This is a genomic window from Rhodopseudomonas pseudopalustris, from assembly GCF_900110435.1.
Taxonomy (GTDB): Bacteria; Pseudomonadota; Alphaproteobacteria; order Rhizobiales; family Xanthobacteraceae; genus Rhodopseudomonas; species Rhodopseudomonas pseudopalustris.
In genome coordinates this window covers 363,761-379,785 of the sequence record NZ_FODT01000001.1, presented here as the reverse complement: position 1 = coordinate 379,785, position 16,025 = coordinate 363,761, and the positions used below count along the sequence as shown (strand labels likewise).

Annotated in this window: 11 protein-coding genes; 5 read left to right on the top strand and 6 right to left on the bottom strand. The window is 65.4% G+C overall.

Going from position 1 to position 16,025, the window contains the following annotated elements:
- The first annotated feature begins 350 nt into the window (after positions 1-350).
- The 4 genes from htpG to BMY71_RS01790 all read left to right on the top strand — a co-directional run bounded on the left by htpG (position 351) and on the right by BMY71_RS01790 (position 6,564).
- Positions 351-2,237 (top strand): molecular chaperone HtpG, encoded by a 1,887-nt coding sequence (gene htpG, locus BMY71_RS01805; protein ID WP_092681313.1) that lies wholly within the window; start codon positions 351-353, stop codon positions 2,235-2,237.
- A gap of 89 nt (positions 2,238-2,326) precedes the next feature.
- Positions 2,327-4,015, top strand: a complete 1,689-nt coding sequence (locus BMY71_RS01800; protein ID WP_092681705.1) for an outer membrane beta-barrel protein — start codon at positions 2,327-2,329, stop codon at positions 4,013-4,015.
- Positions 4,016-4,137: 122 nt separating this feature from the next.
- Positions 4,138-5,331, top strand: a complete 1,194-nt coding sequence (locus tag BMY71_RS01795; protein ID WP_092681311.1) for an ABC transporter substrate-binding protein — start codon at positions 4,138-4,140, stop codon at positions 5,329-5,331.
- Between the two features lie 270 nt (positions 5,332-5,601).
- Positions 5,602-6,564, top strand: a complete 963-nt coding sequence (locus tag BMY71_RS01790) for an IS5 family transposase (protein ID WP_092681309.1) — start codon at positions 5,602-5,604, stop codon at positions 6,562-6,564.
- Between the two features lie 139 nt (positions 6,565-6,703).
- On the opposite strand, the gene BMY71_RS01785 is transcribed toward BMY71_RS01790, so the two are convergent.
- From BMY71_RS01785 to BMY71_RS01770, 4 genes are all read right to left on the bottom strand, one after another.
- Positions 6,704-7,096 carry an MAPEG family protein gene (locus BMY71_RS01785; protein ID WP_011504775.1) on the bottom strand — a complete coding sequence of 131 codons (393 nt, stop codon included), beginning with the start codon at positions 7,094-7,096 and terminating at the stop codon, positions 6,704-6,706.
- Between the two features lie 67 nt (positions 7,097-7,163).
- On the bottom strand, positions 7,164-8,252 hold the full coding sequence (locus tag BMY71_RS01780; RefSeq protein ID WP_092681307.1) for a lipocalin-like domain-containing protein: 1,089 nt from the start codon (positions 8,250-8,252) through the stop codon (positions 7,164-7,166).
- A complete protein-coding gene (locus tag BMY71_RS01775; protein ID WP_092681305.1) occupies positions 8,242-10,707 on the bottom strand; it encodes an FtsX-like permease family protein in 2,466 nt (821 codons plus the stop codon). The genes BMY71_RS01780 and BMY71_RS01775 overlap by 11 nt, the downstream gene beginning before the upstream one ends.
- Positions 10,704-11,357 (bottom strand): ABC transporter ATP-binding protein, encoded by a 654-nt coding sequence (locus BMY71_RS01770; protein ID WP_041805516.1) that lies wholly within the window; start codon positions 11,355-11,357, stop codon positions 10,704-10,706. Before BMY71_RS01770 ends, BMY71_RS01775 begins: the two co-directional genes overlap by 4 nt.
- Before the next feature lie 316 nt (positions 11,358-11,673).
- Between BMY71_RS01770 and BMY71_RS01765 the strand changes: the two genes are divergently transcribed.
- Positions 11,674-12,978 carry an MFS transporter gene (locus tag BMY71_RS01765; RefSeq protein WP_092681303.1) on the top strand — a complete coding sequence of 435 codons (1,305 nt, stop codon included), beginning with the start codon at positions 11,674-11,676 and terminating at the stop codon, positions 12,976-12,978.
- Between the two features lie 307 nt (positions 12,979-13,285).
- Here BMY71_RS01765 and BMY71_RS01760 read toward each other — a convergent pair whose 3' ends face one another.
- Together BMY71_RS01760 and BMY71_RS01755 are read right to left on the bottom strand one after the other, a co-directional pair.
- Positions 13,286-14,506 carry an ABC transporter substrate-binding protein gene (locus tag BMY71_RS01760; protein WP_011504770.1) on the bottom strand — a complete coding sequence of 407 codons (1,221 nt, stop codon included), beginning with the start codon at positions 14,504-14,506 and terminating at the stop codon, positions 13,286-13,288.
- Between the two features lie 179 nt (positions 14,507-14,685).
- A complete protein-coding gene (locus tag BMY71_RS01755; RefSeq protein ID WP_092681301.1) occupies positions 14,686-15,897 on the bottom strand; it encodes an MFS transporter in 1,212 nt (403 codons plus the stop codon).
- Positions 15,898-16,025: the final 128 nt, after the last annotated feature.

Genomic DNA, 16,025 nt, shown 5'->3' with positions numbered 1-16,025 from the left:
CCACATCCGTAAAATATAGTATCTTGAACTCCCCAACAAGGAGTTCGTGTTAAAGTGCAGCAAGGGTATGGGGGCGCCGTCACTCGTCGTTTGGCAAGATTCCTAATATGAATATTGTCCGCATCGTCCTGTCCGTGAGGGGCGCTTCTCGATGGCGCTTGTGAAGCGGGACAGATCACTTGGCTGGGCGCACCAGCCGGGCCAATAGCTGGTCGGATGACGGCTTTGCTGGTGACGCCGCATCGTCCACATGCAGCGCAATCGCAGCACGGCTCCGCCTTGCCATCATCCTTCCGCGCGCTATATCCGGAGTTCCCCCATTCCCTCTTGTTCAGGATTGAGCGTTCCTCATGACCACGATTGATACCGCCAGCGAGACGAAGCCGTTCCAGGCCGAGGTGGCCGAGCTTTTGAACCTGATGGTGCACTCGGTCTATTCCGAGACCGACATTTTCCTGCGCGAGCTGATTTCCAACGCCTCCGACGCGCTCGACAAGCTGCGTTACGAGTCGATCGCGACCCCGGCGCTGATGGAGGCCGGCGGCGCGCCGAAGATCCAGATCGTCCCGCGCAAGGCGCCCGACACGCTGACGGTGATCGACAACGGCATCGGCATGAATCGCCAGGAGCTGATCGACAATCTCGGCACCATCGCCAAATCCGGCACCAAATCGTTCCTGACGAAGCTCACCGAAGCCAAGGACGGCGCCGGGCTGATCGGCCAGTTCGGCGTCGGCTTCTATGCCGCCTTCATGGTCGCCGACAACATCGTCGTCACCAGCCGCCGCGCCGGCTCCGGCGAGGTCTGGACCTGGTCGTCGTCGGGCGGGGCCGGCTTCGAGATCGCGCCCGCCTCGGAGGAAGCCGCGGCGCGCGTCGTGCGCGGCACCGAGATCGTGCTGCATCTGAAGCCCGACGCCGCGAAATATCTCGAGGCCTATCAGATCGAGCGGATCGTTTCGGAATATTCCGACAACATCCAGTTTCCGATCGAGCTGGTGCCGGAAGAGGGCGAGCCGCGCCAGATCAATTCGGCCAGCGCGCTGTGGCAGCGGTCGAAATCCGAACTGACCGAAGAGGATTACAATCAGGCCTACAAGCAGATCGCCGGCGCCTTCGACGAGCCGGCGATGACGCTGCACTACCGCGCCGAGGGCCGGCAATCCTACGCGGTGCTGCTGTTCGCGCCCGCCACCAAGCCGTTCGATCTGTTCGAGCCGGAGCGCAAGGGGCGGATCAAGCTGTATGTCCGCCGCGTCTTCATCACCGCGGACGCCGATCTGTTGCCGCCCTATCTGCGCTTCCTGCGCGGCGTAATCGACTCCGAGGACCTGCCGCTGAACCTGTCGCGCGAGATGCTGCAGAACAATCCGCAGCTCGCGCAGATCCGCAAGGCGGTCACCGGCAAGGTGATCGGCGAGCTGGAAAGCCTTGCCGACAAGAAGCCGGAGGACTTCGCCAGGATCTGGGAGGCGTTCGGCCCGGTGCTGAAGGAAGGCCTGTACGAGGATTATGAGCGCCGCGAAAAGCTGCTGGCGCTGGCGCGCTTCACCACCACGGCCGGCGAAAAGCGCACGCTGTCGCAATATGTCGAGGCGATGAAGGAGAACCAGACCGAGATCTATTATCTGGTCGGCGATTCGATCGAGCGGCTGAAATCGAACCCGAAGCTGGAATCGGCGACCGCGCGCGGCATCGAGGTGCTGCTGCTGACCGACGGGGTCGATGCGTTCTGGACCTCGGGCCAGCTCGATTTCGGCGGCAAGCCGCTGAAGTCACTGAGCCAGGGCGACGTCAATTTCGACCTGATCCCGAAGCTCGACGCCGACAAGCCGGACGACAAGCCGGACGAAACCAAGGCCGACGAGGCCACCGTGATCGCGGTGATCAAGGACGCGCTCGGCGAGCGGGTCAGCGACGTCAAGGCGTCGCAGCGGCTGACCTCCAGCGCGTCGTGCCTGGTCGCCGGCGGTTTCGGTCCGGACCGCGAACTGGAAAAAATGCTGGCCCGCGCCAACAAGGGCGCCGCCACCAAGCCGGTGCTGGAAATCAATCTCGGCCATCCGCTGGTCGCCGCTTTGGCTGATGCCAAAGCCGACAAGGCCGACGCCACCGATCTGTCGTTCCTGCTGCTGGAGCAGGCGCAGATCCTCGACGGCGAATTGCCGGAAGACCCCGCCGCCTTCGCCGGACGCCTCAACCGTCTGGTGCTGCGCGGCCTTGTTGCGCATGGTTAGCGGCGAACTAACAAACAGGGTTACCGGATTTTTAATCCATGGCGCGCAGATTGGTCGGCATCTTGGTGCCGACCAATTGTGTGAGCCCGATGCGTCAAATCATTTTTGCTGCGGCCGCCATCACTCTGGCCGCTGGAACCGCCGCCGCCGCCGATCTGCCGCTTCTGCCTCCGCTGCCCCCGGCAGCGCCGGTGTTGTGGAACTGGACCGGCCTGTATTGGGGCGCCCATCTCGGCGGCAGCTTCGGCGCGTCGAGCTTCAGCGATCCCGCCGGCCCCGGCATCTATGGCGGCAACGTCCGTAGCCCGGCGGCGATGGCCGGCATTCAGTTCGGCTACAACTACCAGCCGAATGCGAACTGGCTGATCGGCGTCGAGGCCGACCTCAGCGCGCTGAACGGCAACGGCACCAATAGCTGCATGGTCTCGTCCGGCCTCGTCATCTCGGCGAACTGCCGCGTCCGCCAGGATGCGCTGGCGACCTTGACCGGCCGCGCCGGCCTCGTCACCGGCCCCGGAGGCCGCACGCTGCTCTACGCCAAAGGCGGCGCAGCCTTCCTCAGCGAACGACTAGACATCACCGTCGGAAATCCGCTCCGCTCCTCGACCGACAATAGCGACGGCCGCTGGGGCTGGACCGCGGGCGCCGGCATCGAGCAGGCGCTGGCGCCGGCCTGGTCGGTCAAGTTCGAATATAACTACGCCAATTTCGGCAGCAGCGATATGGCGACGCCTGCGAGCTATCGGCTGGTTCCATGGGTCGGCTACTTCCCGACGCCGCAGGGCACCAGCAAAGTGAGCCAGGATTTGCACGCGGTGAAAGTCGGGCTCAACCTCAAATTCGGCGGCGATGTCGACGCGCGCTTCGACGACTATCATCTGCGCGGAAGCCAGGCCGCGAACGAGATCGTCGAGCGCGGCGCAGTCGAGGTCGGCGGCCGGGTCTGGTACAGCTCCGGCCGTTTCCAGAAAGACCTCGGCAATACCGTCAATCAGGGGAGCCAGAATCATCTGATTTCGCGGCTGACCTATCAGAGCACGGCGGCGTCGGGCGAGGCGTTCGGCCGCGTCGATGGTCCCTACGACATGTTCCTCAAGGGCTTCGCCGGCGGCGGAACGCTGCTGAGCGGACGCATGAACGACGAGGACTGGATTGCCAATAGAGGCATCCCGTATTCCAACACGCTCCACGATCCGGTCAAGGGCAGCATCGCCTATGCGACGCTCGACCTCGGCTACAATCTGCTGCGCGGACCGGATTACAAATTCGGCGGCTTCGTCGGTTACAATTATTATCGCGAGAATAAATCGGCCTATGGCTGCGTCCAGACGGCCGGCCCGACGGGGCAGGTCTGTGCCGATCCGGTTCCCAACACCGTTCTCGCGATGACGCAAAACAATACCTGGCATTCGCTCCGGGTCGGCTTCAACGGCGAAATCGGACTCGGCCGCGGGTTGAAGCTCTCCGCCGACGCCGCCTATCTGCCTTATGTGAAGACCTTCGGTGTCGATAATCACGTGATGCGTACCGATGTCACCGATACTGTATCGCCGGAACAGGGAACCGGGCAGGGCGTGCAGCTCGAAGCGATCCTGTCGTACCAGTTCAACAATGCCTTCAGCGTCGGTGCCGGCGCGCGCTATTGGGCGATGTGGGCGACCACCAATGCCTACACCAACATCTTCGGCTCGGAGTGTCCGTGCCAGACCTTGCCGGAACGCACCGAGCGCTATGGAACCTTCCTGCAGGCCGCCTACAAGTTCGACACGCTGAACTAGGCAATGATGCGCGGCGGCGGCACGATGCTGCCGCCGTCACGCATCCGCAGCAAAAATCCGCTGGGCAGCCGATGGCTTCTTGAATAGTGTGCCGGCCAACCAAAAACTGGGAGGCACACTCGATGAACTTCAAACTTCTCTCCGCCGCGCTGGCGTCCAGCGCCCTGCTTGCCGTTACTCCGGCGTCGGCGCAAGGCGTCAAGATCGGCATCCTCAACGATCAGTCCGGCGTCTATGCCGACTACGGTGGCAAGTGGTCGCTCGAAGCGGCCAAGATGGCGATTGAGGATTTCGGCGGCGAAGTGCTCGGTCAGAAGGTCGAACTGGTTTCCGCCGACCATCAGAACAAGCCCGACACCGCGATCTCGATTGCGCGCAAATGGTACGACGTCGAGGGCGTCGACATGATCACCGAACTGACGACGTCGTCGGTGGCGCTGGCGATCCAGGACCTCTCGCGAGAAAAGAAGAAGATCGACATCGTGGTCGGCGCCGCGACTTCGCGGATCACCGGCGACGCCTGCCAGCCCTATGGCTTCCACTGGGCGTTCGACACCCACGCGCTCGCGGTCGGCACCGGCGGCGCGCTGGTGAAGTCGGGTGGCGACACCTGGTTCTTCCTCACCGCGGACTACGCGTTCGGCTACGCGCTCGAGAAAGACACCGGCGAAATCGTTCAGGCCAGCGGCGGCAAGGTGCTCGGCGCGGTCCGCCATCCGCTGAATTCCTCGGACTTCTCCTCGTTCCTGCTGCAGGCACAAAGCTCCAAGGCGAAGGTCGTCGGCCTCGCAAATGCCGGCCTCGACACCGCCAATTCGATCAAGCAGGCGGCGGAATTCGGCGTCGTCGCTGGCGGCCAGAAGCTCGCCGGCCTGCTGATGACGCTCGCGGAAGTCCACGGCCTCGGCCTCAAGGCGGCGCAGGGCCTGGTGCTGACCGAAGCGTATTACTGGGATCGTGACGACAAGTCCCGCGAGTTCGCCGATCGGTTCTTCAAGCGCACCAACCGGATGCCGAACATGATCCAGGCCGGTACCTATTCGGCGACGCTGTCCTACCTCAAGGCGGTGAAGGCGGCGGGCACCAAGGACACCGAGGCGGTGACGAAGAAGCTCAAGGAGCTGCCGGTCGACGACGCCTTCGCCAAGGGCAAGGTGCTCGCCAATGGCCGCTTCGTCCACGATCTGTATCTGTTCGAGGTCAAGGCGCCTGCGGAGTCGAAGAAGCCGTGGGACTACTACAAGCTGATTTCGACGGTCGAGGGCGACAAGGCGTTCCCGACTGCGGCGGAGAGCGGCTGTCCGCTGACCAAGTAAGCGATCGCAGGATTGGTTGAAAGCGAGGCCGGCGCTCCGACAGGGGCGTCGGCTTTGTCTTGATCAGATCGCGCCGAGCGCTGCGCGACCTCTCCCGCTTGCGGGAGAGGTCGGATCGCGCAGCGATCCGGGTGAGGGCACTCCTCTCGGCGGATCGCTGACTCACTGCCTGGCGGCCCTCACCCCTCCTCTCCCGCAAGCGAGGCCTCTGCAAAACCTGACTGTTCTATCCAGATGTGGTTCACTTGCGCGTAGGCGGAGGTGAACGGGATGGCGCAGGACAGTTTCATTGAGGCTTTGCTGCCGGCGGGCTTTGGGCGCAACGAGCGGCTGGAGCGCATTTCCGGCCTGATCGATTGGGACCGTCTTGCCGTCCTGATCCGCAAGGTGCGGCCGGGCGAGACCGGTCGCCCGCCCTACGCGCCGCTGGCGATGTTCAAAGCCTTGCTGCTGCAGCAGTGGTACGGACTGTCCGACCCCGGCCTCGAAGAGGCCCTGCTCGACCGGGTTTCGTTTCGACGCTTTTGCGGGTTCGCGCTGGATGCGCAGACACCCGACGAGACGACGCTTTGCCGGTTTCGCAATGCCTTGCAGCAGGCCGGCCTGGGAGACGCCCTGTTTCAGGAGGTCCTCCGGCAGCTCGAAGCGGCTGGATATGTCTTGAAGACAGGGACCTTGATCGACGCCACCCTGGTTCAGAGTTCAGGGCGAACGCCCCCGTCGGGATCGACACCGCGCGAGGTCGAGAGCCGTTCGTCACACGACCCGCAGGCCAACTGGACACGGCACGGCGCCGGACGAAGGCTGTTCTTCGGCTACAAGGCGCACATCGCGATCGATCAGGGATCGGGGCTGATCCGGGCCCGCAAACTGACCGGGGCGAAGACGTATGAGAGCGAAGTCGCCGACGATCTCGTCCTCGGCGACGAGAAGGCGGTCTATGCCGACAAGGCCTACGAGAAGCGGGCGCGCCGCCAAGCCCTCAAAGCCCGCGGCATCAAGGATCGCATCCAGCATCGTCGCAACAAACACCAGAAGGCGCTGCCGCGATGGCAGGCAGTGCGCAACAAGCTGATCGGCCGTGTTCGGCAGGCGATCGAACGCACCTTCGCCCAACTGAAAGGCCGCTACGGCTTCACCCGCATGCGCTACGCAGGCATCACCGCCAACGCATTCCACCTCGATCTGATCTCGATCGCCTACAACCTGCGAACCGCAGCCGCCATCCGCTGACAATCAGCGGCCACGGCGGCCGAAACCGCCGATCGCAGCCAAATCGCATCACGCCATCACCCCTCCAGCGGCAAACTCGCCAAATCAACGAGTTTCGCAGAGGTCTCGCAAGCGGGAGAGGGAGCCGGCTGCGCTCGGGTCAAGCACCCAGCATCTGATGCACGACGCCGTAGACCGAGCCGCCCCACAACGCCGCGGCGGCGACCATCTGCACCGCGAAGCCCGCGCCGCGCTTCGAGGCCGCATTGGCATAGCCGATCATGTACATCACGCGGCCGATGATCCACACCGCGCCCAGCGCTGCGGCGAAGACGTCGCTGAGATAGTAGGCGAACAGCCACAGCGACGGCAGGAAGATCGGCAGCCATTCCAGCGTGTTGGCCTGCACCCGGAAGGCGCGCTCGAAATCCGGATGGCCGGAAATCGCCGGCGCCTTGACGCCATAGAGCGCACGCGCGCGAGCGACCTGCACAGTGGTGTAGAAGTAGAACATCAACGCCAGCAGGGTCGCGATCGTGGTGTAGTGAAACATCCCGGAGCTCCCAATCCTATGTTTTGTTCTTTCCGGCAAGGACGCCGGTTGTCGTCGCAGCTTGAACTCAATAGCCGGTCATCTCAAGATATCCGATGCCGGCCTGGCTGCCGCTGAATGAGATCGGTCCCTCCCAATATGGAAAGCTGGTCCCCATCCAGCTGTTGGGGTTCAGCGGTGTGGTCTCGATCGACAGGCCGTGGCCGGGCAGGCCGATGCGCCAGCGCGTCGGCAGTCTGCGGCCAGCGGTCTCGGTGAAGCCGATCGGTTCGAGCGCGATCGCATCCGGCGCGAGCGGCTCGGATTTGCCGTCGAGCCCGATCCAGTTGCCGGCGAAATAGGCTTGGCCGCCGCTCTGGCGCAGCCGGAACAGCATCACCTTCTCGCCGGAGGCGAGATGCAGCGAGAACCAGTCCCAGCCGGTCTGGTCGGAAGCGAGCGGCTGGCTCGACCATTCGCGGTCCATCCAGGCTGTGCCGCTGACCTCGACCGCCCGGCCGTCGAGCGTCACCGTCCCGCGCGCGGCAAAATAAGGCTGGCTGTAGTAATACGAAGCCTGGCCGCGGTCGGATTTGCGCGAATAGCCAGCGTCGCCTTGCAGCACCAGCGGCCGCTCGGCGGTCAATTGCAGCCGATAGCCGAAGTCCGAGCCTGATGCGGTAACGTCGAGCGGCGACAACGTCGCAGCCTTCATCGCGTCGCCGCCCTGCATCGCCCAGTCGTCGATCAGGGCGCGGAACGGCGCAGCCGTAACGCCGGCCTGCCCAATCCCGCCGCGCGAAAACTTCTCGGCGAAGCGATGGGTCTCGGCGCTGGAGAGCGCCGCATGCGCCATCCAGATCTGCTGACTGGCCCAGCCCTCGCGCTGCGGGCCCGGCGTCATCGCCTGACGGAACAGCGTCCACTGCACGCCGTAGGGCTTGCCGTCGGCGTCTTTCAGATTTGCGGTGAGGTACCACCATTCGATGCGGAAATCCGGATGCGGGCCGTGGTCCTCGGGAAACGAAAGCCGCCGCCCGGGCACGACCGGCGCGAATTCGCCCGCGTCGCTGCCGAGCCCTGCGAATCCTTGTGCCAGCACGCGTTGCCCACTGGCCCCGAGCGCGAGCAAGCCGCCCGCGAAGGCGCGGCGTGAGATCAGGCCTCTAGCGCTCATCGGCGAACACCTTCACCAGCCGCGCCGGCTGCATCCGCACCAGTTTCAGGATCGGCAACGCTGCCGCGATCAGCGACGCCAGCAGCGCGACGCCGAGCAGCTTCAACAGCTCCCACGGAAACACTTCGAAAGGCAGCCGCCAGCCGAACGCCTTGACGTTGACCACCGCGATCAGACACCACGCCACCATCAGCCCGAGCGGCAGCGCCAGCGCCGCGGTGAGCGCGGCCATCGACAGAGTCTTCATCAGCTCGATGAAAGCGAGCTTTCGCCGGGTGATGCCGATCGCCCACAAGGGTGCGACCTGCGGCAGTCGCGAATTGCCGAGCGTGAGCAGGCTGGTCAGCAGCGCGATGCCGGCGATGCCCAGGGTGAAGGCGTTGAGTGCGGCGGTCACCGCGAAGGTGCGGTTGAAGATCCGCTTGGACTCGGTCTTCAGCGTCGCCTGATCGGCGAGGCTGCGATTGTCGAGCTTGAAGCGCGCGCGGAGGTCCTCGACCAGCGCCGGCGCGCGCGCCGGATCGACGCGCAATCCGAGCCGGGTCTGCGCGACGTCGGGGAAGCGCGCGATCATTGCGTCGTAGGCGACGCCGATCTGGCCGCGCGGATTGCCGTAATCGGCGTAGATCGCCGCGACCATGAGCGGCCACGGCCCGTTGCTGGTCGGCACGACGATGCGATCGCCGAGCGCGAGCTTCATCCGCCGCGACAATTGCTCGCTGATCAGCGCAGCCTGTCCGCGCGCGACGGCGTCCCAGACATCCTTGGCCTGCTCGAGTAACGGCCAGTTGTCCCGATAGGTGGGATCGTCGGCGAAGCCGATGACCTCGGCAGGCCAGCCGTCGAGTTTCACCTCGGCGCGCGTGCCGGGCAGCAGCGCGGTCACTTCCGGCCGCTGCTTCAGCCAGGCCTTGATCTCGGTCGCCTGGGTATCGTTTGCCGCGTTGAGATAGACTTCGGCGGCGAGCCTTCCGTCGAGCCAGCGCTCGAAGGTGCGGCTGAAGCTCTCGACCATGGTGCCGACGCCGACATTGACGCCGAGCGCCAGCAGCAGCGCCATCAGCGCCAGCGACAAGCCGGAGAGCTGCAGCCGGTTGTCGGCCCAGAACCATTTCATCAGCGGATGTTTGGCGCCGCGTTCGCCGAGCGCCAGCACCAGGCCGAGCACGGCCGGTAGACCGAGCGCGGCGCCGAGCAGGATCGCGGCGAGCACCGCAAAGCCCGACACCAGCGAATCGCCGAACCACAGAAAGCCGCCTGCCGCGGCGAACACGAGGAGCGCGACGCTGCCCTGAATCAGCAGCCAGCGCTGCTGCGCCTGTTGCCAGGCGAAGGCTTGCGCTGCGGCGAGCACCGGCATCCGCGCCGCCTTGATCAGGCTCGCGGAGGCCGCCGCCAGCGCGCCGAGGATGCTGATCGCGATCCCGGCCAGCCACCATTGCGGCTGGAGGGACAATTCGCCGGGAATCTGCGCGCCATAAAGTCCGCGCAGACTCGCGGCGACGTCGGGCAGCAGCGTGGCGGCGATGACATAGCCGCAGACGAGGCCGATCAGCCCGGCCAACAAAGCGATCAATGTCAGCTCGATCACCATCACGCTGTTCAACAGCCGCGCCGAGGCGCCGCAGGCGCGCAGCGTCCGCAGCATCGGCCGGCGCTGTTCGAAGGCGAGCCCGATCGCCGAATTCACGATGAACAGCCCGACGAGAAAAGAGAGCAGTCCGAACGCGGTGAGGTTGAGGTGGAAGCTGTCGGTCAGGCGTTCGAGGTCGGTCTCGGTGTCGGGCTCGACCTGTTTGAGCTTGTCGCCGACGATCTGCTGCAGCGGCGTCCGCGTAGCTGCCGCCTTGTTGCCGATCAGCAGCCGCGACACCTGGCCGTTCAGCCCGAGCAGCGGTTGCGCGATGCCGATGTCGACGACCAGCACGCCCGGCGCGAGTTCGGCTTGCGGCTTTAACGGCGGCAGCTTGCCGCCGTTGCTGATCGCGGGCGTCGCGCCCTCGGACAGTTTCAGCTCGGCAAGCGTTGCGGGCGAGAGCAGCGTCTGGCCGGGCGGCAGGATGAAGCCCTGCAGATTGGCGGTGCCGATCGCGGGCGCGGCGCTGGCCTCGACCGGCAGCGACAGCGGCTCGATGCCGAGCAGCCGCAGCGTGCGGTCGCCGACCCGGACGCGGCCCTCGACGACGGGCGACACCGGCCAGCCGGCGCGGCGCAGATCGACGAACATCTGCTGCGAGAAACTGTCGCCATCCGGCGCGACCAGCGTTGCGGTGCGGGCGCCGCCGAGCGTCGCCGCGGCGCGGTCGTAACTCGTGCGCGCCTGCGCATTCAGCGCCTGCACGCCGCTCCACAGCGCGGTCGCCGAGATCAGGCCGATCAGCAGCGTGGCGAGTTGGAGCGGATGGCGTCGCCAATGGCTGAGCAGAACCGCGAGGATCCACAGCGCGCGCCTCAATGGATCAGCCCCGCATGAAGGTTGACACGTCGGTCGAGCGTCGCGGCGAGGCGTTCGCTGTGCGTCACCATCAGGAAACCGCAGCCGGTGCGGCGGACCAGATCGTTGGCCAGCGCCAGCACGTCGTCGGCGGTGGCCTCGTCGAGATTGCCGGTCGGTTCGTCGGCGAGCAGCAGCGTCGGCTTGACCGCGAGCGCGCGGCCGATCGCGACGCGCTGCTGCTGGCCGCCGGAAAGTTGCTCCGGATAGCGCTTCAGCAGACGGCCGAGGCCCAGCCGCTCGATCAGTTCGCTATGCCAAGCGGCATCATGGCGGCCGGCGAGCCGCGACTGGAAGGCGAGATTGTCGGCGACGGTGAGGCTCGGGATCAGGTTGAACTGCTGGAACACCAGGCCGAGACGTTCGCGCCGGAACGCGGCGCGCTCGGCGTCGGTGAGGCGCGAAATCGTCACGTCGCCATAGTTGATCTCGCCCTGGTCGGGCTGATCGAGGCCGGCGATCAGATGCAGCAGCGTGCTCTTGCCGCTGCCGGATTCGCCGGTCAGCGCGACGCTTTCGCCGGCGGCGAGCGCGAGGTCGACGCCGCGGAGTACGGCGACGCTGTCCTGTCCCGAGCGATAGGATTTTGTCAGACCCGAAACGGTCAGCATCAGGCGATGATCCAGACGGCGCGGCGCGTCATAGCGTCAACTCGCAGAGGCCGCGCGGGATCGTGTTGCTGCGTGCCGCGGACACATTGCGCGGGCTGCGCGGCGTCGGACCAATCATCTTGGCTTCCAATGAACGACATCCCGTCCGATATGGTGACCGCGCGCGCGCGACTCAATGACCGGCCGGACGGATTGTTTGCAGTGCAGCGCAGGACATGCCGCGACGCCGGGCGTCCGGTCGACTGCGCGATTGCTTTCCCGCACGATCGGCGCCACCATCACGACAGGCCTGCGTCAGAATAGACAGGCAACGACGATGGTCGCCGGGAGGCATCAGTTGGACGGGCAATCCACGCCGAAGGGGGCCTGGAGGATCACCTTCCTCCTGTTTCTGTTCATGGTCGTCAATTTCGCCGATAAGATCGTTGTCGGCCTCGCCGGCGTGCCGATCACCAAGGAGCTGAATCTCAGTCCGGAGCAGTTCGGGTTGCTCGGCTCGTCGTTCTTCTTCTTGTTCTCGATCACGGCGGTCATCGTCGGCTTCATCGTCAACCGGGTCGAGACCCGCTGGGTGCTGCTGATTCTGGCGCTGATCTGGGCGGTGGCGCAGTTTCCGATGGTCGGCACCGTCAGCTTCACCACGCTGCTGATCTGCCGCATCATCCTCGGCGCCGGCGAGGGACCGGCTTTCGCGGTGGCCGCGCACGCGATCTACAAATGGTTTCCCGACCACAAGCGGACGCTGCCGACGGCGATCCTGTCGCAGGGCTCGGCGTTCGGCGTGATTCTGGCGGTGCCGGCGCTGAACTGGATCATCGTCAATCACTCCTGGCACTACGCCTTCGGCGCGCTCGGTATCGTCGGGCTGATGTGGGTGGCGGCGTGGGTCGCGCTCGGCAAAGAGGGCCCGCTGGTTCCGACTGCGGCGATGGCGGCGGCAGAGACGCGGATTCCCTATGCGCGCCTGCTCACCTCGCGGACCTTCGTCGGCTGCGTCGCGGCAACCTTCGGCGCCTATTGGGCGCTCTCGCTCGGGCTCACCTGGTTCACCACCTACATTATCAAAGGGCTCGGCTTCAGCCAGCATCAGGCCGGGCTGATCTCGATCATGCCGTGGGTGTTCGGCGCCATCGTCGTGTTGTTGGCCGGTTGGCTGTCGCAGTCGCTGATGGGGCGCGGCGCTTCGACCAGGCATGCGCGCGGCGTGCTGGGGTCGGTTCCGCTGGTGGTCGGCGGCCTGATCCTGCTGACGATGCCCTTCATCGACAACCCGACCGCGCGGATCGCCGCGCTGGTGATCGGCTCGGGGCTGTGCGGGTCGATCTACGTGGTGTGCCCGCCGATGATCGCCGAATTCGCGCCGGTGTCGCAGCGCGGCGCGGCGATTGCGATCTACGGCGCGCTGTACACGCTCGCCGGCATCGTCGCGCCGCTGGTGATGGGCAGCGTGGTGCAGAATGCCGCGTCGCCGAACGAAGGCTATCTCGCAGGCTACGTGATCAACGGTGCGGTGATGGTCGTGTCGGGTCTGCTCGGCCTGCTGCTGCTGTGGCCGAACACCGAACGGGCACGGCTGCTCGGTGTCGAGGATGCCGCGATCGGACTGCGCAAGCCGGCTTGAGTTTCCTCCGTCTTGCCCGGGCAATGACGTCTCGCGCCAATGGCCTGTCATCGACCTGCTCAGCGTCAGGCTCGCTTTGCTCGCACCTCGGGATGACGCCCGCGTGAGGAGGTCACGAGTTATCGCGTTTTCGAGCGAAGTGGGTACCGGTTCGCGTGAAGAAAACGCGTCAGAACAAAAAGTTAGAGTTTCGGTTCTGATTGAATCAGAACGCGAAGCGCCAGCTCATCAAACAATGATGGCCGGGACGAGCCCGGCCATCACGCAAGTGCTGATGATCGAAGCGGCGGTGGGTTGCTAACGCGCCCTACTTCGCCGCAGTGTCGGTGTTGAACACCTCGCCTTCCGGCACCCAGCTTCTTCCGTCGAAGCGGGCGATCTGCATCTGGGTGTATGGCGCGTAGCGGTCCGGCCGCGTCGAGATCTTGATGCCGGGCAGCAACAGCGGCGCAGCGGTCGGCGGGATGTTGGTCGCCTGCTTCAGCAGATTTTCGCGGGTGAGATTGTCTCCGCAGGCTTCCAGCACCTTCACCGTCATGAAAGCGGAGATGTAGCCGGTCACGGTGCTGCCGTCGGCGATGTCGCCTTTCGGATACCACTTTGCGAGGAAATCCTTCAGCTCCTTGACGTCGGCGTCGTTCTCGAAGCGCGGGTCGGTCGGCGTCTTCGCCGCCAGCGCGGTCAGCAGGCCGGTCGAAGCCTCGATGCCGGCGGGCTGCAACGCGCCCTTGATCGAGCTGGAGACGCTGACGACGAAGTTCAGCGGCTTCCAGCCGAGTTCGTGGACCTTGCGGATCGCCTGCGCGCCGAATTTCGGAGTCGCCATCGTGAACAGCGTATCGGCGCCCGAGGCCTTCAGCGCGACGATCTGCGAGTCGACGGTCGGATCGGTGACCTCGTAGGTGACCTCCTTGACGATCATCGTCTTGGCCTTGTCGCCGAGGCCGTCCTTCAGGCCCTTGACGTAGTCCTTGCCGGCGTCATCGTTCTGCGAGAACACGCCGAGCTTGGCGTCGGGCTTGTTCTTCAGCAGATACTTCGCGAAGATCATGCCCTCCATCTGGTAGGGTGGATAGAGCTGCGTGGTCCATGGGAAGTTCTTCGGATCGTCCCACTTCGCAGCCCCGGTGGAGAGGAAGATGTGCGGCACTTTCTTGCCGTTGAGATATTTCTGGATCGCGGAATTCGTCGGCGTGCCGATTGTGCCGACGATCGCCAGCACCTCGTCCTGCTCGACCAGACGGCGCGTCTGCTCCACTGTCTTGGGCGGCGAGTAGGCGTCGTCGAGGCTGATCAGCTTGATCTTGCGGCCGTTGACGCCGCCTTTGGCGTTGACCATCGCGAAGTAGGCGTCCTCGATGTGGCCCTGCACGCCATACGCCGAAGCCGGGCCGCTATAGGGCATCGTCTGACCGATCTTGATCTCGGTGTCGGTGACGCCGGGGCCGTATTGCTTCTGAGCGAAGGCGGGTTGGGCCGCGGCGAGCGCAACAGCGCCTGCGGCAAGCAGTGTGATGCGGATGGACATGGTATTCCTCTCTATCGTTGAAAGCCGCACTCTGCGGTGCGGGCTGGCAGGTCGAATCGCCGGAGCCCTGACCGGGTAGCTCAGGCGATCTCGCAGACGCTGTCACGAGAGAGACGATCATTCAATTGAATTGCGCAGCGATGTTTCAACGCACCTGCAACAGATGAGCGCGGATCATTTCATGCTGCGGGATTTGATACGCGCGGGCGATCCGTCATCAGCGCGAGCACGACCGTCAGCGCCATGAACAGTGCCGAGACGCCGAATACCCAGTGCGGCAGATTGTTGTCCATGATCCAGCCGAACAACAGCGGGCTGACGATGCCGCCGATGTTGAATCCGGTGGAGACGATTCCGAAAGCGCGCCCTGCGCCGCCGGGCGGCGCGGCGTCGCGCACCAGCATGTCGCGCGATGGCGCGATCACGCCGCCGAGGAAGCCGGCGAGCGCCATCATGATCACCAGCAGCAGCGGCGGCATCGACGCCAGCGCGATCACCAGCACCACGCCGGAGTTGATCGCGAAGCACATGGCCGCAACCTCGCCGTGACGTTTGGTGCGGTCGGCGAGCACGCCGCCGGCCAGCACGCCGAAGGCGCTCGCGCCGAGAAACGCCGTGAGCGCGAGGTTGGCGGCGGAGTAGCTGCTGCCATAGCCGCTCATCAGCGCCACGACGCCGAAATTGCTGATGCCGGCGGTCGACAGGCCGAGCAGCAGGAAGAACAGCATCAGCAACAGGATCGCGGGCGTCAGCACGCCGGGCTGCGGCGCGGCGTCTTCGCCGCTCGGCGGTCGCGCCACGGCGTCCGGCGTGCGTGCGATGATCAGCACAGCCGCGGCGAGCGGACCGGTCGCGCCGGCTGCGATCAGCGCACCGGCGCCGCCGACGGTCGTCACCAGCACGGCGACGATCGCCGGCGCCATGGCGCCGCCGAGAAAGCCGGAGAAGGTGTGAATCGAAAACGCGCGCCCCATCCGCCGCTCGTCCATATGCGCCGACAGGATCGCATAGTCGGCGGGATGGTAGACGCTGTTGGCGAGGCCGAGCAGCGCCGCGCTCGCCAGCAGCCAGGGATAGGTCGGGTTCAGGCCGAGCATGATCAGCGCGAAGCCGCCGAGGCAGAGCCCGGCGATCAGGATGCTGCGCGCGCCGATCCGGTCGACGACATAGCCGAGCGGCGCCTGGGTCAGGCCGGATACCACGGCGAAGACGGTAAGCGCGAAGCCGAGTTCGACGAAGCCTGTGCCGAGCTTTTCCTTCAGGAACGGAAACAGCAGCGCCAGCACCAGCATGTGGAAATGGCTGACCCAATGCGCGACCGAAATCGCGCCGAGCGTGCGCAACGCGGCGTCCGGCTTGGCGCGCGGAGGTGCGGCGAGAACGTCGACCATCGTGAGGCAAACACCCGGTTCGAAGCAAACCGCCCGTCAGGGCTCACCGCAGAGTAGGGTGCGCCGGCTGCGACGTCTATCCGGGGTGGGGTCTGCAGACGCGGCGGCCGTTCAAGTGCGGCGCCGCC

Excerpts from the sequence above, each read along its gene's own strand:
- htpG (WP_092681313.1), top strand. The coding sequence starts at position 351 with ATGACCACGATTGATACCGCCAGCGAGACGAAGCCGTTCCAGGCCGAG.
- BMY71_RS01800 (WP_092681705.1), top strand. The coding sequence starts at position 2,327 with ATGCGTCAAATCATTTTTGCTGCGGCCGCCATCACTCTGGCCGCTGGA.
- BMY71_RS01795 (WP_092681311.1), top strand. The coding sequence starts at position 4,138 with ATGAACTTCAAACTTCTCTCCGCCGCGCTGGCGTCCAGCGCCCTGCTT.
- BMY71_RS01790 (WP_092681309.1), top strand. The coding sequence starts at position 5,602 with ATGGCGCAGGACAGTTTCATTGAGGCTTTGCTGCCGGCGGGCTTTGGG.
- BMY71_RS01785 (WP_011504775.1), bottom strand. The coding sequence starts at position 7,096 with ATGTTTCACTACACCACGATCGCGACCCTGCTGGCGTTGATGTTCTAC.
- BMY71_RS01780 (WP_092681307.1), bottom strand. The coding sequence starts at position 8,252 with ATGAGCGCTAGAGGCCTGATCTCACGCCGCGCCTTCGCGGGCGGCTTG.
- BMY71_RS01770 (WP_041805516.1), bottom strand. The coding sequence starts at position 11,357 with ATGCTGACCGTTTCGGGTCTGACAAAATCCTATCGCTCGGGACAGGAC.
- BMY71_RS01765 (WP_092681303.1), top strand. The coding sequence starts at position 11,674 with ATGGTCGCCGGGAGGCATCAGTTGGACGGGCAATCCACGCCGAAGGGG.
- BMY71_RS01760 (WP_011504770.1), bottom strand. The coding sequence starts at position 14,506 with ATGTCCATCCGCATCACACTGCTTGCCGCAGGCGCTGTTGCGCTCGCC.
- BMY71_RS01755 (WP_092681301.1), bottom strand. The coding sequence starts at position 15,897 with ATGGTCGACGTTCTCGCCGCACCTCCGCGCGCCAAGCCGGACGCCGCG.